At 64.2% G+C, this 21,794-nt stretch carries 35 protein-coding genes and 1 tRNA gene; 13 read left to right on the top strand and 23 right to left on the bottom strand.

Translation table 11 applies throughout. The features are described 5' to 3' along the window. Positions 1 to 12: 12 nt before the first annotated feature. From C1933_RS11980 to C1933_RS12040, 13 genes are all read right to left on the bottom strand, one after another. Positions 13 to 1,257 carry a phage major capsid protein gene (locus C1933_RS11980; protein WP_108753450.1) on the bottom strand — a complete coding sequence of 415 codons (1,245 nt, stop codon included), beginning with the start codon at positions 1,255 to 1,257 and terminating at the stop codon, positions 13 to 15. Positions 1,258 to 1,268: 11 nt separating this feature from the next. Continuing rightward, the gene (locus C1933_RS11985) at positions 1,269 to 2,111 is read right to left on the bottom strand and encodes a head maturation protease, ClpP-related (protein ID WP_108753451.1); all 843 of its coding nucleotides are present in this window, start codon (positions 2,109 to 2,111) and stop codon (positions 1,269 to 1,271) included. Then, positions 2,089 to 3,363: a phage portal protein gene (locus C1933_RS11990; protein WP_108753452.1), complete on the bottom strand. Its 1,275-nt coding sequence runs from the start codon at positions 3,361 to 3,363 to the stop codon at positions 2,089 to 2,091. The genes C1933_RS11985 and C1933_RS11990 overlap by 23 nt, the downstream gene beginning before the upstream one ends. Before the next feature lie 8 nt (positions 3,364 to 3,371). Continuing rightward, positions 3,372 to 5,072, bottom strand: coding sequence for a terminase large subunit (locus C1933_RS11995; RefSeq protein WP_108753453.1), 1,701 nt, complete (start codon positions 5,070 to 5,072; stop codon positions 3,372 to 3,374). A 1-nt stretch (position 5,073) separates the two neighbouring features. Continuing rightward, positions 5,074 to 5,511, bottom strand: coding sequence for a hypothetical protein (locus tag C1933_RS20130; protein ID WP_159093993.1), 438 nt, complete (start codon positions 5,509 to 5,511; stop codon positions 5,074 to 5,076). A gap of 157 nt (positions 5,512 to 5,668) precedes the next feature. Beyond that, positions 5,669 to 6,001, bottom strand: a complete 333-nt coding sequence (locus C1933_RS20485; protein WP_108753455.1) for an HNH endonuclease signature motif containing protein — start codon at positions 5,999 to 6,001, stop codon at positions 5,669 to 5,671. Further along, complete coding sequence (locus tag C1933_RS12010) at positions 6,001 to 6,231, bottom strand: hypothetical protein (protein ID WP_159093994.1); 231 nt, start codon at positions 6,229 to 6,231, stop codon at positions 6,001 to 6,003. Before C1933_RS12010 ends, C1933_RS20485 begins: the two co-directional genes overlap by 1 nt. Further along, positions 6,224 to 6,673, bottom strand: a complete 450-nt coding sequence (locus C1933_RS12015) for a lysis system i-spanin subunit Rz (RefSeq protein ID WP_234414518.1) — start codon at positions 6,671 to 6,673, stop codon at positions 6,224 to 6,226. Before C1933_RS12015 ends, C1933_RS12010 begins: the two co-directional genes overlap by 8 nt. 14 nt (positions 6,674 to 6,687) lie before the next feature. Further along, positions 6,688 to 7,152 carry a lysozyme gene (locus C1933_RS12020; RefSeq protein ID WP_108753457.1) on the bottom strand — a complete coding sequence of 155 codons (465 nt, stop codon included), beginning with the start codon at positions 7,150 to 7,152 and terminating at the stop codon, positions 6,688 to 6,690. Further along, the gene (locus C1933_RS12025; RefSeq protein ID WP_108753458.1) at positions 7,149 to 7,346 is read right to left on the bottom strand and encodes a hypothetical protein; all 198 of its coding nucleotides are present in this window, start codon (positions 7,344 to 7,346) and stop codon (positions 7,149 to 7,151) included. Before C1933_RS12025 ends, C1933_RS12020 begins: the two co-directional genes overlap by 4 nt. Before the next feature lie 189 nt (positions 7,347 to 7,535). After that, complete coding sequence (locus C1933_RS12030; RefSeq protein WP_108753459.1) at positions 7,536 to 8,234, bottom strand: hypothetical protein; 699 nt, start codon at positions 8,232 to 8,234, stop codon at positions 7,536 to 7,538. Then, on the bottom strand, positions 8,231 to 8,422 hold the full coding sequence (locus tag C1933_RS12035) for a hypothetical protein (RefSeq protein ID WP_108753460.1): 192 nt from the start codon (positions 8,420 to 8,422) through the stop codon (positions 8,231 to 8,233). Before C1933_RS12035 ends, C1933_RS12030 begins: the two co-directional genes overlap by 4 nt. A gap of 39 nt (positions 8,423 to 8,461) precedes the next feature. Further along, a complete protein-coding gene (locus C1933_RS12040; RefSeq protein ID WP_108753461.1) occupies positions 8,462 to 8,851 on the bottom strand; it encodes a hypothetical protein in 390 nt (129 codons plus the stop codon). A 718-nt stretch (positions 8,852 to 9,569) separates the two neighbouring features. Between C1933_RS12040 and C1933_RS20135 the strand changes: the two genes are divergently transcribed. Continuing rightward, the gene (locus C1933_RS20135) at positions 9,570 to 9,962 is read left to right on the top strand and encodes a DUF4145 domain-containing protein (protein ID WP_267896397.1); all 393 of its coding nucleotides are present in this window, start codon (positions 9,570 to 9,572) and stop codon (positions 9,960 to 9,962) included. Between the two features lie 223 nt (positions 9,963 to 10,185). Here the strand turns inward: C1933_RS20135 and C1933_RS12055 are convergent, their stop codons facing one another. From C1933_RS12055 to C1933_RS12085, 6 genes are all read right to left on the bottom strand, one after another. Next, a complete protein-coding gene (locus C1933_RS12055; protein WP_108753464.1) occupies positions 10,186 to 10,554 on the bottom strand; it encodes a Ref family recombination enhancement nuclease in 369 nt (122 codons plus the stop codon). A 189-nt stretch (positions 10,555 to 10,743) separates the two neighbouring features. Further along, entirely contained in the window at positions 10,744 to 11,262 is a 519-nt protein-coding gene (locus C1933_RS12065) for a hypothetical protein (RefSeq protein WP_234414519.1), read from the bottom strand. 49 nt (positions 11,263 to 11,311) lie between these two features. Next, entirely contained in the window at positions 11,312 to 12,208 is an 897-nt protein-coding gene (locus C1933_RS20250; RefSeq protein WP_199911368.1) for a helix-turn-helix domain-containing protein, read from the bottom strand. A gap of 1 nt (position 12,209) precedes the next feature. Next, entirely contained in the window at positions 12,210 to 12,521 is a 312-nt protein-coding gene (locus C1933_RS12075; protein WP_108753467.1) for a winged helix-turn-helix domain-containing protein, read from the bottom strand. Continuing rightward, on the bottom strand, positions 12,518 to 13,048 hold the full coding sequence (locus tag C1933_RS12080; RefSeq protein ID WP_108753468.1) for a phage regulatory CII family protein: 531 nt from the start codon (positions 13,046 to 13,048) through the stop codon (positions 12,518 to 12,520). Before C1933_RS12080 ends, C1933_RS12075 begins: the two co-directional genes overlap by 4 nt. Before the next feature lie 110 nt (positions 13,049 to 13,158). Next, entirely contained in the window at positions 13,159 to 13,596 is a 438-nt protein-coding gene (locus C1933_RS12085; RefSeq protein ID WP_108753469.1) for a helix-turn-helix transcriptional regulator, read from the bottom strand. Between C1933_RS12085 and C1933_RS12090 the strand changes: the two genes are divergently transcribed. Next, entirely contained in the window at positions 13,595 to 14,350 is a 756-nt protein-coding gene (locus tag C1933_RS12090; RefSeq protein ID WP_234414520.1) for a helix-turn-helix transcriptional regulator, read from the top strand. The two genes, C1933_RS12085 and C1933_RS12090, sit on opposite strands and share 2 nt — an antisense overlap. Positions 14,351 to 15,247: 897 nt before the next feature. On the opposite strand, the gene C1933_RS12095 is transcribed toward C1933_RS12090, so the two are convergent. Then, the gene (locus C1933_RS12095) at positions 15,248 to 15,730 is read right to left on the bottom strand and encodes a hypothetical protein (RefSeq protein ID WP_159093996.1); all 483 of its coding nucleotides are present in this window, start codon (positions 15,728 to 15,730) and stop codon (positions 15,248 to 15,250) included. Between C1933_RS12095 and C1933_RS12100 the strand changes: the two genes are divergently transcribed. The 6 genes from C1933_RS12100 to C1933_RS12125 all read left to right on the top strand — a co-directional run bounded on the left by C1933_RS12100 (position 15,729) and on the right by C1933_RS12125 (position 17,129). Then, a complete protein-coding gene (locus tag C1933_RS12100; RefSeq protein ID WP_108753472.1) occupies positions 15,729 to 15,953 on the top strand; it encodes a hypothetical protein in 225 nt (74 codons plus the stop codon). The two genes, C1933_RS12095 and C1933_RS12100, sit on opposite strands and share 2 nt — an antisense overlap. Beyond that, positions 15,950 to 16,171, top strand: a complete 222-nt coding sequence (locus C1933_RS12105) for a hypothetical protein (RefSeq protein ID WP_108753473.1) — start codon at positions 15,950 to 15,952, stop codon at positions 16,169 to 16,171. The genes C1933_RS12100 and C1933_RS12105 overlap by 4 nt, the downstream gene beginning before the upstream one ends. Continuing rightward, positions 16,168 to 16,392, top strand: coding sequence for a hypothetical protein (locus C1933_RS12110; RefSeq protein ID WP_108753474.1), 225 nt, complete (start codon positions 16,168 to 16,170; stop codon positions 16,390 to 16,392). The genes C1933_RS12105 and C1933_RS12110 overlap by 4 nt, the downstream gene beginning before the upstream one ends. Next, positions 16,389 to 16,595, top strand: coding sequence for a hypothetical protein (locus C1933_RS12115; protein ID WP_108753475.1), 207 nt, complete (start codon positions 16,389 to 16,391; stop codon positions 16,593 to 16,595). Before C1933_RS12110 ends, C1933_RS12115 begins: the two co-directional genes overlap by 4 nt. Further along, the gene (locus C1933_RS12120; RefSeq protein WP_108753476.1) at positions 16,595 to 16,837 is read left to right on the top strand and encodes a hypothetical protein; all 243 of its coding nucleotides are present in this window, start codon (positions 16,595 to 16,597) and stop codon (positions 16,835 to 16,837) included. The genes C1933_RS12115 and C1933_RS12120 overlap by 1 nt, the downstream gene beginning before the upstream one ends. A gap of 79 nt (positions 16,838 to 16,916) precedes the next feature. Further along, positions 16,917 to 17,129, top strand: coding sequence for a hypothetical protein (locus C1933_RS12125; protein WP_108753477.1), 213 nt, complete (start codon positions 16,917 to 16,919; stop codon positions 17,127 to 17,129). Between the two features lie 32 nt (positions 17,130 to 17,161). On the opposite strand, the gene C1933_RS12130 is transcribed toward C1933_RS12125, so the two are convergent. Continuing rightward, on the bottom strand, positions 17,162 to 17,389 hold the full coding sequence (locus C1933_RS12130) for a hypothetical protein (protein ID WP_108753478.1): 228 nt from the start codon (positions 17,387 to 17,389) through the stop codon (positions 17,162 to 17,164). Between the two features lie 559 nt (positions 17,390 to 17,948). Between C1933_RS12130 and C1933_RS12140 the strand changes: the two genes are divergently transcribed. Genes C1933_RS12140 through C1933_RS12150 form a run of 3 tightly spaced genes read left to right on the top strand, consistent with a single transcriptional unit; the run spans position 17,949 to position 19,034 of the window. Further along, positions 17,949 to 18,536 (top strand): hypothetical protein, encoded by a 588-nt coding sequence (locus C1933_RS12140; protein WP_108753480.1) that lies wholly within the window; start codon positions 17,949 to 17,951, stop codon positions 18,534 to 18,536. Beyond that, a complete protein-coding gene (locus C1933_RS12145; protein WP_108753481.1) occupies positions 18,533 to 18,844 on the top strand; it encodes a hypothetical protein in 312 nt (103 codons plus the stop codon). The genes C1933_RS12140 and C1933_RS12145 overlap by 4 nt, the downstream gene beginning before the upstream one ends. Further along, positions 18,831 to 19,034: an AlpA family phage regulatory protein gene (locus C1933_RS12150; RefSeq protein WP_074724826.1), complete on the top strand. Its 204-nt coding sequence runs from the start codon at positions 18,831 to 18,833 to the stop codon at positions 19,032 to 19,034. The genes C1933_RS12145 and C1933_RS12150 overlap by 14 nt, the downstream gene beginning before the upstream one ends. A gap of 77 nt (positions 19,035 to 19,111) precedes the next feature. Here the strand turns inward: C1933_RS12150 and C1933_RS12155 are convergent. Both C1933_RS12155 and C1933_RS12160 read right to left on the bottom strand, forming a co-directional pair. Continuing rightward, a tRNA-Ser gene (locus C1933_RS12155) sits at positions 19,112 to 19,201 on the bottom strand. 102 nt (positions 19,202 to 19,303) lie between these two features. Further along, positions 19,304 to 20,296, bottom strand: coding sequence for a LysR family transcriptional regulator (locus C1933_RS12160; protein WP_079222336.1), 993 nt, complete (start codon positions 20,294 to 20,296; stop codon positions 19,304 to 19,306). 124 nt (positions 20,297 to 20,420) lie between these two features. Between C1933_RS12160 and C1933_RS12165 the strand changes: the two genes are divergently transcribed. Further along, positions 20,421 to 21,005, top strand: coding sequence for an NAD(P)H-dependent oxidoreductase (locus tag C1933_RS12165; RefSeq protein ID WP_108753482.1), 585 nt, complete (start codon positions 20,421 to 20,423; stop codon positions 21,003 to 21,005). Between the two features lie 147 nt (positions 21,006 to 21,152). Beyond that, a complete protein-coding gene (locus C1933_RS12170; RefSeq protein ID WP_108753483.1) occupies positions 21,153 to 21,503 on the top strand; it encodes a ligand-binding protein SH3 in 351 nt (116 codons plus the stop codon). Positions 21,504 to 21,794 lie beyond the last annotated feature (291 nt).

Consider the following 21,794-nt stretch of genomic DNA (forward strand, 5'->3'; position numbering starts at 1 on the left):
CTGTAATGCCGATTACTCGGCGATCTTGAGGGCGCGCATCGGCTCGGGGTTGTGCACGCCGCCGCCCACGCGCTTGGTGGTGTAGAACATCACGTACGGCTTGTTGGTGTACGGATCGCGCAGCACCCGCACGCCCTTGCGGTCGTACACGGTGTAGGTCTGCTTGAAGTCGCCGAACAGCACCGCTGTCGCATTCGCGGCCACATCCGGGATGGCAGCCACGTCCTGCAGCGCGAAACCAGCCAGGGTCGACGGCTGACCCGCCACCAGCGACGGCTGCCACAGGTAGTTGCCCTGCGCGTCTTTCAGCTTGCGGACCATGCCCTGAGACTTTCGGTTCATCGCGAACCTGGCGCCGGCGGTGAACGCGGACGGCAGGTCGTAGACCAGATCCAGGATGCTGTCACCGTTGATGCCCGCAGCGACGCCGCTGTTCACAGCCTTGATCGCGCCGAACGGATGCTTGGCCGCGTTGGCGCCGCCTTCCACGTAGGTCAGGATGCCGAACGGCTTGTTGACACCGTTGCCCGAGAAGAAGGCATCACCCTCCTGGCGAGCAAACTCCAGCTCCACTTCGCCGGCGAGCCAGGCTTCCAGGTCGATCTCGGCATCGTCCAGCAGCTGCTGGGTCGCGGCCGGATTGGCGTAGATCTCTCCCCAGCCGAAGCCCAGAGGGCGAAGCTTGGACGTGGCGGTTTCCGGTCGCGCATCTTCCTCACCGACCCAGCCCGAGGACGTGCCGCCGGTGTTGTAGAGCTTGGTCAGGCCAGCACCGGAGCAGGGCTGTACGTTCGCCAGCTGACGCATGTCCGAGACGATCACCAGGCGGTCGGTGATCGATCGGTCCCATTCAATCGGCGCCAGGTAGCCGCCTTCGTCGGCCGCACCCTTGTTAAGGGCGGACTGCACTTCACCCTTCCGGAAATGGGCACGGAACGAATCGGTGTATTCGGCATCCGCGACACCACTGCCGGCGCTTCCGCCACCCATCTGGAATGCGGCCATCTGGGTATTGGCCTGGTCCACGGCGGCCTGCAGGCGCGTGATATCGGCGTTGATGTTGTCGACCTTCAGGGCCTGCAGCGCATCAGCGTTGCCCTTCTTGATCTCGTCCAACTGCTTGTTGTGCTCGGCCTTGAAGTCGGCGAAAGCCTTGTTCAGGCTCTCCACCAGCGCCTTCACGTCCGGCTGGTTGCCGCCGTCGGCGTGCACGGAAACGAGGCCGCGCGGGATGCGGCCGTGGGTCATCTTGGTCATGTGTCGGCCCTTTAGGCTTTGAGATTGTCGAGAAGGCCCTGCAACAGGGCCGAGGTTTCGTTGACGCTAGCGCTCGGCGTAGCGGATCCGGCAGCGCTCGGCTTGCCGTTGAACAGTGACTTCAGGGTGTCGCGTCGCATGGAACGGGAGTGGCCCGCCTTCGCCATTGCCGCCTCGACCAGGGCCAAGGCCTTGCGCCCACCAGATGCCTGCTTGGCATCCTTGGTCGCGGCCGCCCCGTCCAGCAGGCCATCGGCAAAACCATCGTCTACCGCATGGGCGGCGCCGATCCAGGTCTCTTCGTCCATCATCCGGGCAGCTTCGCTTTCGGAGATGCCCGAGCGGGCGGCGTACACCTTGGCCATGGCTGCGTCGAACGGCTCCAGAAGCTTTGCTGCGTCAGCCATATCGTGGCGATTGCCGATGGCTACTGCCCAAGCGTTGTGGATCATCAGGAACGACCCGTCTCCCATCAGGATCTCGTCGCCAGCCATCGCGATCACCGACGCGGCCGAGGCAGCCAGACCCATGACTTGCACGGTCACGCGGCCGGGGTGCTCACGCAGCAGGTTGTAGATCGCAACGCCCTCGAAGAAGTCTCCACCGGGCGAGTTGACGTTCACCACCACGTCCTTATCGCCAATGGCTCGCAGGGCAGCGCTGATCCGCTTGGCGGTGATGCCAGTCCCCTCCCAGTTCTCGCCGATGGAGTCATAGATCGAGATGCTGTTCGCGTCGTTGCCTGCGGCGCGTACTTCGGGCTCCCAGCGCTCCAGCGCGTCGGGGCGCATATCGAACTGGGCGGCGCCGAGTCCTCGCTCGGCTCGGATTTCAGGCAGCTGCCGAAGGCTCATTGCTCTTTCCCTTCTGTGTCATGGGGTTGACTAGGTCGTTGGCCCCTGGCTGATCCGACTCCGGATAGTCCAGTAGATCGCGGACCTCGTTCTGAGAGTGGAACGGCGCAGTACCACCCGAGCCAAGAGCCGCCTTGAAGAACTCCGCCTGATCCTTGAGCGTGCCGCGCATCAGCGCACGCACGTTGAACTTCGGCTGGAATCGCTCCAAGTCATGCTCAGCGACCAGCGAACGCGCGACGGCCTGCTCCCAGTTGGTGAAGTGCTCCAGCATCGTGTACTGCAGGAAGAAGATCCCCAGCTGCTCGATGCCTGTACCCCAGCTGGTGTCGCTAAGGAACAGAAGCGGGCGAGGAACGCCGTACAGCCTGGCTACTTCCTCCACCTGCGCGCTGCGGTTCTCAACGTGCTGGGCTTCCTGGGCGGTGCTGCCGAACTTATTGGCCTTGGCATTCTCTTCCAGCAGCATCCAGCGCTGTGCGGCGGCGGCGCCGGCGTAATCGGTGTCGAGGGAATTGCGCATCCGCTCATACGCCACGTCACTGAGCGCATTCGGCACCTCGATGGCGCCGCCAGCCATGTTGCCGGTCTCAAAGATCCGGCTCGCAGCATGTTCCGCATCTAGCGCCAGGCGGATGGCCCGGTCTGCCAGTTTCATTCTGGACAGGCTGGTCACGCCGTCCACGGACAGATCACGGATGTGAAGCACTTCCTCCTGCTTGAGGATTACCTCGCCGCGCTTCTTGGTGTTGTACCGATAGACCATCCGCCAGTCGTCGCCAAGCTCAGCGCGAACAGCCAGGGAGTCCAGCGGTATCAGGTGGATAGGCCTGCCGGCCGACCAGATGATCCTCGCGTACCCATCGCCGTGCCTTTGGCGGGCCAGCTCCATCTGCCGTTTGAACTCCAACGGCGTCTGCCATGGATTCGGCTTAATTTTGAGCAGGCGGTGCGCGGGGTGCTCGGTCGCAATCCGCTTCTTGCCGCCCGACTCAACCAGGTTCAGCGGCAGCATGCCGATGGTCCCGCAGATCAGGGACAGGCACCTCAGCACCGCCATGTTGCGTAGCTGGTAGCCGCCACCGCCGTGGCCACCGCGGGACCGCATGAATTCCAGCAAGGCCGGATCATTCATCCCGGAGAACTGTCCGGCTTCAGCGCGCGCGCCCGGCGTTGGAGGCGACTCAATGGCGGCTGGTGGGTTCCAGTACCGATCCAGAGACGCCAGAGCTTCGGCATTGAAACGAGACATGTGGTTCCTTATAGGAATCGGATGCCGCGGCTCTCATACACAGAGGGACCGCGAGCAGATGGATTGAGTGCCATCAACGACACCGCGTTGAACAGCGCCATCAGCGGGTCGATCTTTGCAGTACCGCTGACCTGCTTGGTGATCGTGATGGCGTTCCCGGCAGGAACCACCTTTGCATTGCCAACGCACCACGCCATAAGCGGCTGCCCGGCATGGATCAGATCGCCACCAGCCAATGCGCGCTCGGTCGTTTTGATGGCGCCATTTAGCTTCCAGCCCTGAGACACCGCTACGATCTGCTTGAGATCAATCCCGCGGGCCTCCGTGGTCAGTTCATCGACAATCGCACCGATGCCGGCCGGATCAACGCCGATGGCGTTCTCGTCCGGCATCAGTCCTGCTGCTTTCATCTTGCAGATCGCATCAGCGACCTGGTCAACATCCTGGCCAGGCAGCTTCACGATTGTCAGATCACCTGCCACCTCAAACTCTTGAAGCTTGGTGACAATGTCCTTGCGGCGCTGCAGGACGATCTCATGCGCCCATGCATGGGCCCAGGCCAGCCACTTTCGTGTTTCGCGCTCACGCCCCACAGCAACTAGGCCGAGAAGGTCATCGAGGCCGCCGCCGTCGATACCGCAGGTGACCACCTCGCAGCGCTGTAGCAGGCCCTCCAGGGTGGCCACCCGTTCCGGCCGGGCCTGTTGCAGCCAGAAGTCAGCACCCGCCCATCGGTCAGATCGCAGGTTCAGCCCCACCTCGACGTTGGCGTGCTTGGCCAAGAAGCCGCGCAGGGAATGCTCTCCAGCCTGGTCGGCCTTCTCGTACTCGCGCCGCAGGAACTCCGAGTCCACCGAGACCCCAAAATTGGGGTTCACCAGCGGCATGTTCTCCAGCTTCAGGTGATCACCTGCGCTGACCATTTCCGGTGGATGCTCGTACAGCACGGGCAGCGACTGGGGATCCAGGATCTTGCCGTCGCGCACGTCCCGCATGCGCTGCAGGTCCTGTCGGAACACGCCAGCAGGTGGCTCGTCGGACTGAGTCGTCAGTTTGATGACGATCCCTTCAGGCCTTGAGGCCAACCCACCGACCGCCTCGCGGAACATGGCCTCAGCATTCGGTCGCTTGCCGAAAAGCCATTCCTCGTCGATCAGAACCCAGCTCGCCTTCTTGCCACCGACAGTTTCACTGTCAGCGGCAACCACCTTCAGGGTGGCCCCCATCGTTCGATGGGTAATGGTTCGCACATGGTCTTGCACATGGAACAGCTCGGACAGGTCTTCATCGACCTTGATCATGTCCCGCGCTGGAGCAAAAGCGTTGTTCGCAATCTCGACCGTCGGCGCCAGGATGATCATCTCCGCCGACACGCGCCAGTTCAGGATCAGCGCGGTCACCATGATCCCCGCCGCCAGCGTGGACTTGCTGTTCTTCTTGGGGATAAGCATCAGCACTTCGCGAATCAACCTGCGCCCGGTCTCAGCGTCGTATGCGCCGAAGATGGCCGCGACGAAGTCGAAAACCCATGACTCGCATGCCTCACCAAAGGTCGGGCTGCCGGGCGCATCGACGATACGCAGTTGCTTGAATACCGACAGAGCCTCCTGGGCCTGAACCGGATAGATCGGGGGCGGGATGATCGACTGCCCGGCCACCAACCTCTCGGCCCAGTCGGGGCATGCGGTCGTGTAAATCGGCACGCCCATGTCAGTTCATCCTCGGCCGCGGTGGCGCAGAGGGGGCGAACCGACCCGCCACCGCCTCGGCTTTCTTTTGCCGCTCCTCCTTCTTGCCGCCCTCACCCTTCTTCGCGTGGGTATAGGGCAATGCAGCAGAGGCCGCCTTTACCTGAATAGCCGTCGCCGCCACCTGGCCGAGGGCAATCCGCTGGAGCAGGGTGAGCATGTCCGTCTCTTCCTGCTCGACAGCGACCGCCTTGGTTCGCTTCAGAGCGCCGCCTTTCGGTTGCGGCTCCAGCTGGACCTCTACCGCAGCGGCCTTCTTGGCCGGTGCCGCAGCAGCCTTCGTATTTGCTGATTTCTTTGGCGGCGCGGGCGTTGAAAGCTTGGGCTTTCGACCGGCGCCAGGCCTTGCGCCGCCTGCATTCTTGCGCGCGCCGCCGCTCTTGCCTTTGACACCTGCCATTTGCTGAATTCCATTCCTGCGGGATTTTTTTCCACGCGTGCGAGGGGGCGCGGTCTAGGTCCGAATCACTTCCATACTTTTGATACCCCCTCCGTATGTTTCGAGCCAAATCGTGGAACACACTAAGCCCTAATGCCGAAATGAGCTTGTTCCACGATTATGGGATGCCACGCTCAATTCGCTGCTTGGCTCCGTCGTGGCAGGGCTTGCAAAGCGACTGATGGTTCTTCGGATCCCAGAAGAGGCGGTGATCACCCCTATGTGGAGTGATGTGGTCTACCACCGATGCGGCCATCACTAGGCCGCGCACCCCACACATCACGCACAGCGGATGCGTCTCCAGAAAGCTCGCTCGATACTTCTGCCAGCGGTATCCATAGCCACGCTTGGCGCTGCTCGTCTCGGCACCGCGCCAGCTTCCCGGAGTCACGCTCTTGATACGCGTCGACACTGCGCCGATGCGCGGTGGGACCGTGCGTAGGCGAGCCATCAGTAGGGGTTCCCGTCCAGGTCGACGCGCGGCGATTCAGTGCCCTCGTCTTGGACTGGCATGTCGGCCTCTTCACCCAACAGCTGCGCAACTGCCTGGACCAGCAAGCCGACGTGCATGCCAAGCTCCGCGATCTGTTTGCCTTGCGCGACGTTCTGCCTGCCTTGCTCCACGATGGTGGCGTGCTGTTTCTCTGCTAGGGCCAGCAGCTTGTCGAGCCGATCATCCACCACGATCCACCTCGATCACGGCTTGGCAGGCGCGGACCTGGTCGTCTGCGTCTCGTCCGACTTGAACAAAAGCGCCCGCAACCTCTGCTCGTAGTTGGGCTGCCTGGTCACGTTCGACGGCGCCGGCGACGGCTTGGGACAGGAGGCTGGTACTGCAGGTGGCGAGGTCGTCGCGCAGCTGGAGACGACCATCGCGCAGGTCAGCCACAACAGCAGCAGGGACGGCCTGGGCCGCCGCGCGGTCTTCTTCATGCTTCGCTCCAATGATGGCCAGGTCTTCGGCCTGCTGTTGTTCGGTGGCGCGGGCCTGCTGCTCAACCTGTAAGGCCTGCTTGCCAATTGCCACCTTGCCCAAGGCCTCGCTGCCCTCGGCGCGATCACCGCGCCACGCCCAGCCAGCGCCGAACATGGCTGCCGACCAGACAGCGAAGGCGGCGATCACTACCACCTGCCGGCTCACGACCTGCCCTCGCACATCGCACGCTCAGCGGCGCGTCGATTGGCCAACCCCTGCACACGCTTGCCACCCGCATAGACCCAGCGGTCCAGTTCGGGGCACCACACCGCAGGGGGCCGGCCGTCGTTGATCTTGCGCACCAGGGTCGAGTTGCAGGCTGCGGCCACACCGACGTTGTAGGTCCAGCTCAGCACCGCCGCCCACTGGCGTTCGCCCAGCGGCACCTTGATGCACTGGCTGACTCCGGTCAGGTAGATACCGAGACGGCTGTTGAGCTTTGCTGCGCACTCCTGCTCGGTGTAGACCGCCTTCTCCGGGCGGCTGGTGTCGCCGTAGCAATGCGTGGCCACGCCAACAATGTCGATGTATGGCGTGGGCGACCAGTCTTCCCAAGGCTTCACCAGGGCCGTTCCGGCCAAGGCGATCACCGCAGCGGCGCTTACGCCGATCAGCTTGACCTTCATGCCTGAGCCCTTTGGCGCCACTCGCGGATCCAGCGCCACCCCAGGTAGCTGATCTGGCCGACCAGGTAGATGATCGTCAGCACCACCACCACGCGGTCGAGGTTTGCGCCGGCAGCGACCGCGCCGGCGACCGTCACCGGTGGCGCAGCCTTCGCCACAGCACCTGCGGCGGTGCCAATGATTTCGTCCTTCATGGTGGCCCCGTTGCTTGTCCGGTTCGGCATACGCCCCTCCCGGTTGATAGGTGCCCGCCCCTAGCGCCGGCTGGGCACGAGAGTTAGTCCGGCTGGGACGCGGGCAAAGAAAAAGCCCCGGCTGGGCCGGGGCTTGCGATTGGATGGTGGCAAGAATGCCCCCTTTTCCGATGACCTAGGAAGTCATCGCTACGCAGCCTTCAACAGGGCATTCCTGAACTCCACTGCAGCGCGCGCCTCAGCCGCGCGGAAGTTGGCCAGCATCCATTCGTAGACGGGGCGCCAGAAGCGGCTGTACGCCGAGCAGTCGGCCCCGATTGACGTGCCACGCCGGCGGCCGCTGAACGGCTCGTAGCCGGTCCCGCCACAGCGCGCGCAGTTCACAGCCCCGGCAACCGCGGGGTCTTGAACCACCCGCCGCCCCTCACAAGCCGGGCACTCGCAGCATTCCGCCATTTCACCCATCACTGCACCAGCCAAAACGCCGAGCTGCTCCATGGTGTTGTTGGGCCATGCCGCAGCGCGCGCATCTTCCAGCGCCTGCTCGGTGCGCTGCAGCTCCCGCCGCTGCTTGTCGGTGGTCTGCCCGGCGGTCCAGCTAATGCAGGCCTTGGCAATGCCGAAGCTCGTCCTGGCGTCTGCAAGGGCATGCATCTGGCGAGTGAACTCGGGGGCCACCAGGGCGATTACCTCCTGCCGCAGCTGCTCACGGCGCCGCGAGCCACTCTCCGGCCACCACAGCGCCTCCAACAGTTCACGCCCCAGCCCGTGGTGGACGTATGCCAGGGCGGCCAGAATCTCTTGCGTGGATGGCCCACCGGTGCTGCCGTCAAAACTCATTGCCTTCGGGCCCGTCCCGCTGGACAGCAGCTCGCGCGCGTCTTTCATCCCTTCCCCCTTAATCGATCTCGTCGGTTGATTTCGCGGCGCAGCGCGCGTGATCGGCGCAGCGCCTGCTCGGCCTTGCCGCGTTGGCCCGGTGCCGTCCACGCCCGGGTCCATCGCATTTCGGCTATCTCCTGCTGGAGGCTGCTCAGCAGCTCCAGCGCCTTGTCGTCATAGCGGGTCAGGTCCATCCAGCCAGCTTGTTCCCCATCCGTCGCACAACCCGCGACCTACCTGCCCGGCTCGGGCCCACCCGTGATGCGGATCACAACCTGGCCACCCGGCCGGCGCTCGTCGTGGACGAACGGCCGAGACAGGAAGCGTCCGTCGTCTATCCCCAGGATCTGCGCGATGCCGTCCCGATACGGCTTGCAGCGGCCGACCATGTTGTCGTCGTCCGGCAGCTTCTTGCCCGGCGCCTGGTAGCAATCGATCCAGAGATACAGACGGCCGGCGGGCAGCTGCATGCCCTTCCAGCCCGCGTTGTACGCAAGCACCGCGGCCAGCTGCCGGGCACTGGCTGTTGCCTCAGCCTTCCGCCACCGGTTCACGCGGGCATTGGGCGACAGATCCTTGCTCGGCCAGGGAAGCACCAGGTCCAGACCGAGGTCATCCTTCATAGACGGCCTCGTAATGCTCGATTGCATCGCGGAAAGGCGCGCACCTACGGGAAATCGTTGCCCGGCTAACCTTCAAGCCTGCCCGAGACCGGGCATTCGACGGGATGCGCTCGCCATACATGCAGGCCGTTGGCAGAGCAGCCGTCAGCGAGACATATTTCGGTTCCCACCTCATCCAGCCGGGTGACCTGTTGCTACGGCGCGCAGCGGATTGATTATTCATGGGACGTCCCTCCCAGCAGATTCCTCCGTGCCTCGCTCGCTCAAGCCTTGCCCGGAAGTGATTCTTCTACGCCGACGCTGCTCGCTGACACAGAGGGCCATTGCAAGCGCCACCACGTAGTCTTTTCGTTGACTTTCAGAGCATCGTTCATAATGCTCAAGAAGTCGGCCGGGGGTCCTGCAGTCGACCGATCTCATCTCGCCTAGGACTTTCTTTGACTGAAGAGCGACATCATTCATGGCAAATACCTTCGTAGATACCTGCCCTCACTGCCGAACCGAGTCTGTGGGAATGAGTTATGTGGTGACATCTGCGCCACGCGGAAAAGATCCCACTGTCGTATTTCGCTGTAATGCCTGCAATGACTTGATCTGCGTCGCAACGAGATATGCAGCATTCGACCACAGCTGGATCACTCAGAGTCACGGGGAGTTTAGTGCCGAATGCAGAGCGCGTGGAGCGGTGATAACAAAAATTTACCCAACACCAAAGCGAATGGAGGTTCCAGAGCACATCTCCCCATCCGTCCAAAGGGCGTATACGCAAGGATCGGATAACGCAGCCCGAGGCCATGCTGACGCTGCGGCAGCCATGTATAGGAAGGCTCTCGACGTTGCCACCAGAGAGCTCGATAGCAGCCTCGCGGGAAAGAACCTCGCGCCAAGAATTGATGCCCTTCATAAGGCTGGGAAGCTGACCGATGACCTGAAGGAGTGGGCGCACCTGATCCGGCTTGATGGCAATCAGGGAGCGCATGACGACGATGAGCTGAGCTCGGAAGAAATCTCCCAACTCGCAAGCTTTACTGAGCTTTTTCTCACCTACACGTTCACACTTCCAGCTCAAGTCGCCGCTAGAAAGGCAGCTGCTGCTTCCGGCTCGGAGTAACAGTGCGCTGGCGCAGGGTGCACTCATGCTGCCTGCTCCCAGCTGGCCGTCAGGCGTTGCACCTGCCCGCCCCGCGCCTGGAACTGCTCCACCGTCTCCGGCGGCCCACCAGCCACAGGCCGGACCTTCACCCGCCGCGGGCGGGAAACCGTGTTGTGGTCCATACGCCGCTCGCGGGGCGCCACCTGGGGATTCAACCTCGGCGCCAGGGCCTTTGGATTCTTCATGCTGCTGCCCTCAGTTCGTTGATGTAGGTCTGCTGGTCAATCAGCTCGTCGTCTGAGCCGTACGTCTCGTGGAACGTCCGCGAGCCGTCCAGCAGGCTCGGGCCGTAGATCTGGCGCATCGTCGCGAAGGTGTTCCCCTCCATCGGGTAGCGCATGTGGTGCCATTTGCAGAGGGCGAAGCCGAGCATGTGGCCACGCCGCAGGTTCCCGCTCTTTGCGTGGTTGTAGTCGCAGCCGTATACGACCAGCTCCGGTTCCAGCAGTGCCTGCATCTGCAGCGCCAGGCAGGCCATGCAAGGGCCTGTCTTGGCCAACTCAATCCGGGCCGCTTCTTCCCTGGTCGGTGGTGGTGCCTTCGACCACATCAGTTCTTGTTCCTATTCGTGTTGCGGCGTGCCGCCTTCATTTCGTGGTCCCGGCCATCCCAGCCGGCCTGCCAGCGCCGGCGGCGCCTCAGCCCGTCCATGCCCATCTCGTATCGCGGGGCCGATTCCCGATCCCGGCAGGCCTCACGCGCCCACCGGCCGGCCTGCTCGGCCTGAGCCAGCTCCGCATCAGTGACCACCGAAGTTCAGCTCCTCAGCAGCGCGAGCCATCGCAGCGCGCGCCGCATCGCGGTCACGGACCGGGCGCACGCCGTGCTGTTCATGGGCCACGGCCAGTACGGGCTGCGGAACCGGCTTGCCATCAACCACGTGGCGCACCGCGCGGTCGTAGGCTTCCTCCAGCATCCGGCGCTGCTGGAACCCGCTTTCCGCCGTGGCGTAGACGTGCAGGTCCAGCATCGAGCGGACCAGCACGGTGAACGCGCTCTGTGGCCGGCCAGGCGCCATCTCGCGCTCCACCGCCGCCATGACCGGAATGTCCAGGCACATGGTCAGGAAGCGGCCCGGGTTCGGCGGCCATTCCCGGCCCTCGGTCAGGCAGCACTGCATGCCACGCGCGTGCTGCGCCACCGTGCGGCCCTTCAACACCTGGAACCACGTCGTGCCGGCGATAGTCAGGCTGCCGTCCCGCTTCACCGGTGCAGCGCCGTTCTCGCGCTCCCACTTGCCGGGAAACATGGCCGTCATCTGCTTCCAGAACTCCCAGAGATACGACGTGGCCTGCCCGCTCACGGGCTCAGCCGACGACAGAGAACTCTGCGTCGAGGACTGCGGCAGGGTCGAAGCCAGGGCCGCCACCGTGGCCGCTTCCGCGGCGCTGGGCGTCGAACTGCTGCTGGAGCTGCTCGATACGGTCGGCAGAACTGTGCTGAGGGTTTGCATGGGCGGCTCCTGCGGATTGCTGGGCAACAGGGGTGACGGGCAGCGACAGGCCGGCGGCCATGGTCTGCATCAGGGATTCGTTCGGGTCGTGGCCTACGGCGATCAGGCCGACCAGCTGGTTGCGCACCTGGAACCAACCCTGGACGGACAGCGGGCGGCGGATCGCAGCGCGGTGGCGGACGAACCGGGCAAGCATCTGGCGGTCGATGCCGGTGGGCACCACCCCGAATCCCGCTAGCTCGCGATCCACCTGCTCGGCGGTCAGCGCAGCCGGATCGGCCTCACGCTCACACTCGCGGTGTGAGGGTTGCTCTTGGTTGCTTTTGGTTGCTCTTGGTTCGGGTGCAATAGCTGTTGCACCCTTTTCGACGCCGTTTTGCACCCTTTCCTGCGTCGTTTTGCACCCTTCAACGGCCTGTTTTGCACCCTTTCCGAAGGGTGCAATATCTGCACCCTTCATCCATTCAGGGCTGATCCGGTACTGACGGGTGCGACCACCCTCACCGAACCCGCTGCGGCGGCCGCCGATGCCGGCGTTGACCAGCACCAGCCATCCCGACTGCTCCATGCGACGCAGCTGGTACTGCACCGACCGCTCGGACTGGCGGGTCTTCTCTGCCAGGCGGGCGATGGACGGGAAGATATGCGTGCCATCGTCGTGCGCGTGGTCGGCCAGAGCCAACGCCAGCAGCATCTCGCCACCGCCGTTCGGGTATCGGTCGAACACCATGCCTGTAACGCGTGCGCTCACGTCAGATCCCCAGCGAGAGGTTCTGGCCCGGCGCCACCGGCCACCAGGTGCAAGCGCTCTTGCCCGTGGTTGCGCACGGGGCAGCTGGGCCGCGCCAGATCGTGCCCTGGCGCGCAAGCTCCGGCAGGCGTCGGCCGAGCATGTGGCGGTCAAGGCCGGTGAGCGAAGCCAGATGCAGGCTGCTCTGGCCCGGGTGCCGGCGCACTGCAGCGGCGGCTTGGGTCTGCTGGTCCAGCAGCTTGCCGGTGGCGACAAGGTCAGCCGCTGCCGCGTGGCTGCTGTTGGGATCGGTAGAGCGGGCCAGATGGCTCATCGCACCGCCCTCCCCTTTGCTGCAGCGCGCGCCACATTGCGCTCCAGGCGATTGGCCATGGTGCGCAGCGCGCGGATCTCCGCGATCATCTGCTCCGCCTCAGCGTTCGTGATGGTCGAATCGGCGATAGCGTCCACGGCAGTGCCAGACAGCTTCCCGACGCGGCTGGTGATCTCCAGCAGCTTCATCTGGATGGCGCCGATCTCATCAGACCAGCCGCCCTCCGGCGCCGGCGGCACCACGTCGGCGGCCATGCCGAAGCGGGCCACCAGCGACTGCAGCCAGACCAGCGCGCGCTCACTGCCGCCGGTCTGCTCCTGCATCCACTCGGTCAGCAGCTCGGCGATCTGGAGCGTCACCGACTCACCCTCCAGCCCGCGCAGCTTTGCGCGCAGCGTTTCCGGGTGCAGCGACTTTCCCCGGCGCTGGGCCAGGAAGGCAGCTGCGGCTTCAACGCCGCCCGGCGTCTCGCGCACGGAGTTGTAGAGGGCATCGAGCCAGTTGAGGGGTGAGGTGCGGCAGGTCATCGGGTCACCTTGGGAGGGACGGCATTTCAGGGTTTCGGGCTGGGCCCGGGCGGCGCACGATGGGCGCCATGGACAGAGACAACTCAGGGACGACGGCCAGGGATGGCATTTCAGGCGGTATCGACCGGGCCAATGCGGTCCGCGTCGGGGTCGTCGTTGATCGGGGTGGCCGGGGCGTCCTGCTCGGTATGCCCCAGCAGCTTCATCACCTGCGGCAATGCCGGGACAGGCGCGTCATCCGCCCAACCGACTACTTGTGCTGGTGGAAGGTCCAGCACCTTCGCCAAGTGCGTGGCGCTAGACATGCCCAAACGGTCGAGCAGCGCGCGCTTCGTAACAGAGGTCGTGATGACCAAAGACGCGGGATCGTGTCTGAACTGCTCCGGCTTCATGGCGGCCAGCCGGAACGCGGCGTCTGCGCGAGGGGAACGGGTTCGACCAGCGCGAATCTCTCTGATCGCGTTAGGCGTAACGCCCATCCCGCTCGCCAACTGATCAACCGTGGCGCCGGCCCCCAACAACCCTTCGATATGAGATTTCCAGTCCATGGACGGCGAAATTACAGGATTCTGTAATGTCATTCAACAGCATTCTGTTACAGATTTCTGTGAGCATGCTGGGATGCAGACTATTGGTGACCGCGTAAAAGAAGCCCGTGCCCAGAAGGGCATCTCCCGATCCGCGTTGGCGATGGCATCGGGTGTGGGTTACAGCACGATTTCTGAGCTAGAGCGCGGTGGCATGCAGACGAGCACTAAGCTTCGGGTTCTGGCCGATTCCCTCGGCGTTTCGCTCACCTGGCTGGAAACTGGCAAGGGCTCGATGCACCGCAGTGTTGAAGATCGGCCTGTCTCATATGTCGCGGAGATTGAGACGCCACCCGGCTATGTTCGCTTCGACTTGTTTGAAGGGGGTGCGGGCATGGGTACAGGGATCGTCAACCAGGACTACCCCGAGGTAGTGAGAACCATCGAGGTGGCCGAATGGGAAGTACGCCGAAAGCTTGGCTACCTGCCCCAGCCTGGTCGGATCCAGATCATCACCGGCCGCGGCCCGTCCATGCGACCCAAGCTGGAAGACGGCGATATCGTCTGGATCGACACCAGCTGCGACTACTTCGATGGCGACGACTACTACCTGATCAACATCGGCGGCGAGACGCAGATCAAGATGCTGCAGAAGCGCGGCGATGGCCTGTACGTGGTCAGCGTAAACACAGACTTCCCCCCCTACCGGCCAGACCCTGACGATGTGAGCATCCTCGGAAAGGCCTTGATTCACGCAGGGTTGCGAAAGTTCTAACCACCACGCAGAAACGAAAAAGCCCCGCGATGCGGGGCTTTTGACTATCACAGATCGCAAAAAAACAAGGTCAGCCTTGACAACTGCCCTGAATTCGTTCATACTGTGGTTATGATTATGCCAAGACCCAAGTCCTTTCGGCCCCTGGGTTCTGGTGAAGCTGGCGGGTCAAGCTAGGAATTGCCGTTCTTAGCTTGTAGCAACTCTCGGACTGCTCGTTTGAGTTGTTGTGACATATCCTTGATGCAACTGTAATACGAACTCTTAGGAATTACAACTAAGATTACGACGACAAGTTGCGTTGGTTGTTTCCGCTAGTGGAATGGGCATGGGTCGAAGCCGCACCATACCAACACAAGGAAACAAGTATGGAACAACCAACTCACAGTAAGACCCGAAGTAAACGCCATCAACACTCGTCATCCTCTACAACCACGTTCAGCCTGACTCGAACGAAACGTGGTCTTTCAGTCTCTAAGAAGAAGACGACTAGGTCGTCAGGGATGCCGCTCAAGGCGGAGCCTCCCCCGTCCATAGACTGGCTGGCAATCGCACAAGGAATCGGGTCATTCCTCCTCTGGGCGCTTAGCTTCGATTGGAGCCAAATCTTGAGGTAAGGAAGAAGGTGGATGCCGGGGCACTTAAGCCCCGGCACCTACAGAATACTGTTGACATTGAATTACAGCATTCTGTAATTTCCTCTCCGTCGCCCAACGCAGCCCCATCCCGGGGCCGGGCGCAGGAGATCGCACCATGGACACGCTCACCCTTGAACACGCAGCACTCGCCATCGCCGGCATCGGCGTGGCGCTCAACGTGTACGTGGTGTTCCGGATCAACCGTCTGCGCACCCGAATCCGGGTGATCCCGCTCAAGCCCGGTGAGACGCTGCAGGCATCAGCCCTTCTTCCGCTTGACCTTGGCGTAAACCCGCATGCCGCAGGCAGTACCTGTGCTGCACCAGGTGAACTGCCCACCCTGTACACCCCGAAGAATTCCGGGGTCAGCGACGACGGTAATGGCCGTCCTGGGTTCCATACGGTGCGGAAGCTTGACCTGCTGGACGTAGTCACTGAAGACAGCGGCGCGCTTCTTATCCGTCTTGCCGTCGTGGAACGCGATCTCAGTGACGGTCACTGGCAGGTAGCCGGCGTTGATGATCTGCACGCCGCCGCTCCAGATGTCCGCGCCCGGGATGTACACCGAGACGTAGCTGACCTTCAGCCGCACGGTGTCCTTCCGGATCAGCCACACGGCGTTGAACACGCCGAGCGTAGCGCCCAGCACCGCAATCCCTAGCGTCAGCCAATTCGTCCATTCCATGGCCGAAGCATAGCTGCGGCCGCTCGAAACGCGAATCCCCCTCAGGAGATCACACATGGCCAGCCTGTCCCTCGGCGCCACCAACATGGCGCCCTCCGTCCTCACCATGGATTCCCTCGGCAAGGTCGCCGTAAAGCTCGGCTCCGCCTCCCTGTATCTGGAGCCGGTCGAAGCTGACCAGCTGGCGGTCGAGCTGCAGCGCGCGGCTCAGGCGCTGCGCATCGGCGGCACCACCGCCAAGCAGTACACCGACGCCCTGAGTGGCAAGGACGCAGCATGAGCGCCCGGGTCTTCGCTCGCGTCCACCCTGCCGGCCGCGCCATGCCGGTCACCGCCGACGAACACAACGTCGTCGTAGACCTGGGCGCCAGCGCATTGCTGCTCACCACCGCCGACGCTCGCCAGCTCGCTATCGATCTGTTCCGCGCCGCCTGCCCGGCGGCCGGGGCGCCCTTGCCCGCCGACCGTGCCGAGAAGCACCTGCAGGTGCAGGCATGATCGTCGCCGCCACCTACCCGCTCGCCCAGCGCGCCGCCGGCGCGGCCAAGTTGGCCGCCATGTCAGCTAACTCCATGGGCTTCTCGCCCAGCCTGGTCACCGCCGCCGCCGACATTGCAGCGCGCGCCGTCCTCGACCAGCGCGCCAGCGCCGGCCGCGCCATCGCCGACGTGCGCAAGAACCTGCGCCGCATGCTGCGCGCCCAAGGCGGTGCTGCATGAGCGTTCTGACGTCCAAGTGCTACGTGAACCGGACCGGCTTCCGCGATGACACGGCCTATGTCGAGGTGTTTTCTGACGGCCATTCCATCGTGCACACGCGCGGCGGCCAGAAGAACTCGATGGCCTGCTCGTTCGAACATCCAATCACCAATGGGGATTGGGTTGAGATCGAGAACCCCACCACGAGCCGAGGGGAGCTGTGATGCGCCACCTGGCCCTGCCCTTCTACTGCGCCGTGATCGTCGGCCTCCTGATGGCGCTGCTCGCGCGCGCCATCTACACCGGCGCCGATTCCTTCGTCCTCGTCTGCCTGGTCGGCATCGCCTACTTCGGCTGGTCCGGCGTCAGTGACACCCGCCGCAACTGGCCGGCCTTCCGCGCCGAGATGCAGCGCAAGAGCGCCGCACGTCGCCGACCGGCACTGCCGGCAGACGACACGCACTGAGCAACCGCCCGGCCGGCGCAACCGGCCTCCCACGCCGGCGGGACTTCCACACAGCCGGCAATCCATCCTAGGGAACCCCATGCGCAACCAGCTCGACATTTTCAAAGACGACCCGGTCCGCATGGCCAAGGCCAACCGCGAAGCAGCGGACCACGCGCTACACGACAGGCAGTTCACCGAAAGCGAGCGCCAGGAGCGCGCCGCTTACTACACCCGCGAGGCAGAGCGCTGGGAATTCAGCGCCGCCCTCGGCGGCCAGCAGATCAACGGCGCAAAGGAGCCGCGAGCATGACAAACCAATGCGTCGGCGCCAGGCGCCAGGGGTCAGGCCTTGGGTGCGAGGCCGGAAATATGTCGCTCGACGGCGGCCATTCCCAGCTGCAGCGCATCACCTCTGTTACGGATCACGCCCTCGATGCGCAGCTCAACTGCAACGCCGTCTACGACAGCGGAGTAAAGAAAAACGTCATCGATCTGGCTGGTGACGGTCAACAGGAACCTGTGACCTTGAATCACGCCTCGCATCGTTCGGCGGTAGCCACCAGTGTTCATGGGCAATGCGGGGTTGTGGGCGTTCGACAATCTACCTGTGTCCTTCGGGACTGGAAAGAGCCGACTTTGGCGTTACCAGAACCTCGCCGCTCGATTGGCCCGACATTCCGTGGGATCGAGCGTTCTGGCTATAGCTCGCGCCGCAGCGATAGCGCCTGCCACGGCTTCTTCCCGAGTGGCGAATTCAGCTCCGGCGTGTATCTGCTCCAAGAAGACCGCCTCCCCTGCCGCATAGACCAAGCCCATGGCTTTCCACAGGTTCGGCACGCAGCTGTCCTGGCCAGCCACCGCCACAAGCCTAAACACACCCTCGTGCTCGTCCATCCCCGCCCCTCCCTGAGTGAAAGGGCCGAAACTACTCCCACATGGCGGGCGCACCTGTGAAGACAGATCAAGCCAGACACACCGCCCGAGCGCTCCTCTCCGAATGCCGCGCCCGCCGGAACTCCCACGGCTTCTGGTTCGTATTCCGCGCAGCACAGCGCGCGCGCATGCGCGCCACTGCATCTGCACCACTGCCGGCCAAGCCGGCCCAACCGGTTCAACAGGATCTGTTCGCATGACCGCAGCAAGCTACCCCACCAGCCCGGCAGCCGCCGTTGACGCGAGCCAGGCATCCTCGCCGGTCGCCGCGGTCATCGCCATCATGCGCAGGCTGGGCGCGGCCGGCGCCCCCGTGTCGGCCGACCAGGTCCGCGTGTGGGGCGACACCCTGCTGCAGCAGCTGTACTCGCAGCCGGCCGTTCGCTGGGAGTACCGGCACCAGGGCGACTCTGGCCCGGGCTGCTGGATCACGGCCACCCCTGAGCACGTCTTCCACGCCCACAAACGCGGCTGGATCGTGCGCGCACTGTGGGAAGCCCCGCGAGTGCAGAAGCCGGAGCGTAATCACGTGTTCAAGGAGAGCACCTGCACCAAGTGCGGCGACCCCCAAGACTGGGCCGGCCCTGACTGCGTGCCGCTGGTCAACGCGGATCCGCGCGCCACGCTCCCCTTCGACCCCCGATGGCTGCTTGAGCCGCTGCGGTGGCTGCGCGACGCCCGCCCCGGCGGCCTCAACCGCTACGACCGCGAACACCGCGCCAGACAGGCCGCTTTCCTGATCGAAAAGCTGGAAGCCCAATATCCGGAGTGCAAGAAGCCATGACCCAGAAGCAGATCAGCCATCCCGAAGGCTTGCCGACCTGTGCCGCCGGGCACCGCGCACGCCACATTCACGACGAGCGCCGCCCTAGCGCCGGCGGCGGCCACCTGGTTGAGTGCGCATGCCGGGCGACCAGCAAGAGCGAGAACCCCGACACGGCGCTGGCCGAGTGGCGCCGGATCAACCGCCCGCCCCGCGCCGTGCGTGCGCCGGTGGTGCCGGCGGCAGCCGACAACGTCGTGCAGTTCAAGCTCGGCCTGGCTGAGTCCACGAATCTGCAGCGGGCGGGAGGCAATCATGGGCGCCGCTGAACGACTGGAAGAACTGCTGTCGCTCGACCGCGTGCGGCAGATGACCGGCATGGGCACGACCTTCATCTACGGCGAGATCAAAGCTGGCCGGTTCCCTCGATCAATCCGCATCGGACGCCGAGCACTGTGGATACAATCCGAGGTGCAGGGTTGGGTTCGGCAGCAGATCGCGCAGAATCGACCGCTGTAAGTGGATGGGTAGCTGGGCGGGTAGCAATAGCTGAGGCAACAAAAAAGCCCCTATTTCTAGGGGCTTTTTAAGAATTCTGGCGGAGAGAGTGGGATTCGAACCCACGGAAGGTTTAACCCTTCGCCGGTTTTCAAGACCGGTGCCTTAAACCGCTCGGCCATCTCTCCGTATCGGCCCAGCCTGCTGGCCGGGCACGCATTCTCGCACGGCCGGGCGATTTGCCCAAGACCGGCGTAACGCCGGGCGTGACCCGGCGCTATCGGCAGGCCTCAGCCCGCATCCACCGCCAGCGCACCCAGCGCACTGGCCTTGATCTTCTCCTTGGCCTTCTCGCACGCGCCACCGCAGTCCAGGCGCGAGGCCTCCAGCTGCGGCGGCAGGTGTTCGGCCAGGAAGTCGATGAACACGCGCACCGCCGGCAGCAGGCCACGGCGCGAGGCGAACACGGCATGGCACACGCCCTGCGGCAGCGACCAGTCCGGCAGCACCACTTCCAGTTCACCGTTGCGCACGGCTTCGGCGCACACGGTTTCCGGCAGCATGGTGATGCCGAAGCCGTCCTTCACCATGCTCTGCAGCAGCGGGAAGTCGAAGCCGGCCACGCGCGGCTGCAGGTCCACCCGGCGTACTTCGCCTTCCGGCCCATGCAGTTCCCAGCGCTGGCGCGCCTCGTCTTCGCTGATGCTGAGGGTGACGTGCTGGGTCAGCTCTTCCGGGTCCTTCGGGCGGCCGGCGCGGTCCAGGTACTTCGGGCTGGCGACCAGCAGTTCCTGCACCTGGCCGAAGCTGCGCATGACCAGGCTGCCGTCGTCGTCCAGGCGCGAACGCACGCGCAGGGCCACGTCGTAGCCTTCATTGATGATGTCCACGCGGCGGTTGCTGATGTTCAGCTGCAGGCGCACCTTCGGGTACTGCTCCAGGAACTTGGGCAGCAGCTTGGGCAGCTGCATCTGCGCCAACGAGACGGGCACGCTGGCGCGCACCACGCCGCGCGGCTCTGCGCTCAGGCGGTCCACCACTTCGCGCGCGGCCTGGGCCTCGGCCAGCATTGTCTGCGCATGGCGGTGCACGCTGGTGCCGACGTCGGTGACCGCAAAGCGGCGCGTGGAACGCTGCAGCAGGCGCACGCCCAGGTCGGTTTCCAGCTGGCTGATACGGCGGCTCAGGCGCGATTTGGGAATACCCAGGGCGCGCTCGGCGGCGGCGAAACCGCCGTGGTCCACGACCATGGCGAAGTAGTACAGGTCATTCAGGTCATGCATACCCGAGTTCCATATCTAGAACAATTCGTGGCATTGAACCACCTTTATCCCGCCCATGCAACAACCTATCGTTCTCTCCGTCGGCGGCGAACCCGCCCCTCCTTCCCGAACATAGGTGACTGCCATGAAGCTTCTGCATCTCGACGCCAGCGTGCTTGGCGACAACTCCGTCTCGCGTCAGCTGACTGCGGCGGTGGTCGCCCAGTTCAAGGACCAGATCGACGGCCTGCAGGTCGATTATCGCGATCTGGACGCCAACCCGGTACCCCATCTGCGCAGCGGCTCGTTGGCCGGCGCCGATGCCGCCGAGGCGGCCGATGCTGAACAGGTGATGCAGCAGTTCCTGGCCGCCGACATCCTTGTCATCGGCGCGCCGATGTACAACTTCAGCATTCCGTCCACCCTGAAGGCCTGGATTGACCGCGTGGCCGTGGCCGGCCGCACCTTCAAGTACACCGAGAACGGCCCGGTGGGCCTGGCCGGTGGCAAGCGCGTGATCGTGGTGAGCGCCCGCGGCGGCATCTACACCGATTCGCCGGCCGACTTCCAGGAGCCGTTCCTGCGCCAGGTGTTCGCCTTCATGGGCATCGACAACGTGGAATTCGTGCGCGCCGAGGGCATTGCCTATTCGCCGAAGCACCGCGAAGACGCCATTGCCGGCGCGCTGTCGGCCCTGCCGTCGCACGCTGCCGAAGAAGTGGCTGCGTAAGTACTGCGTTCCAGCGATCGGCGCCCTTCCCCCTCCTCGTCGGGGGCGCTGATTGCGGGCCGGGAGCCCCTCCCCCATCCCGGCCCACCCTGACGGCTCCGCAGTGCGGGGCCGTTTTTTGTTGCGTGGGGCCGGTAGGCTGGGGGTATGGACTACATCGTGAGCACTGCGCACCGCAGCGAATTTCCGCAACCGATCACCCTGCGCCGTGGGCAGGCGCTGGTGGTGGGCGAACGTTATGAAGGCCCTGAGGGCTGGGAGGACTGGTTTCTATGCCAGGCCGAGGGACAGGAGCCGGGGTTCGTGCCGGCGCCGGTGATCGGGCGCGATGCGCACGGTGGCGCATTTGCCACGCAGGATTACTGCGCGCGGGAGCTGGATTTGGACCCGGGCCAGCGATTGCGCGGGCTGCGCACGCTCAATGGATGGGCATGGTGTGTGCCGGAGGTTGGCGAGCCCGGGTGGGTGCCGTTGGAGAAGGTGCGGGTTGTGGGGTGATCGCGGGGTTCATCCACGCATGGCGTGGATCTTATCTCTTGCCGATCTGGCACCTTGGGTGCCGAGAGCCCGGCGTGGGCGACCGTGTGGATCCAGGTCTTGCGACCGTGAAGTAGCTTGGGTCCCCACGCCGGATTCTCCCTGAACCGCCCGAACAGTTGGTTGAGTTGGCGCTCGAACTGATAAGACTGGGCAAGCGGGGGGAGCTCTCGACCCTGTCAGCCTAGCGGAGTTCTGCCATGTTTGGGATCGGGATCGATGTCAGCAAAGCCACGCTGGATGTGGCTGTCC

The organism is Stenotrophomonas sp. ZAC14D2_NAIMI4_6 (assembly GCF_003086875.1).
Lineage (GTDB): Bacteria > Pseudomonadota > Gammaproteobacteria > Xanthomonadales > Xanthomonadaceae > Stenotrophomonas.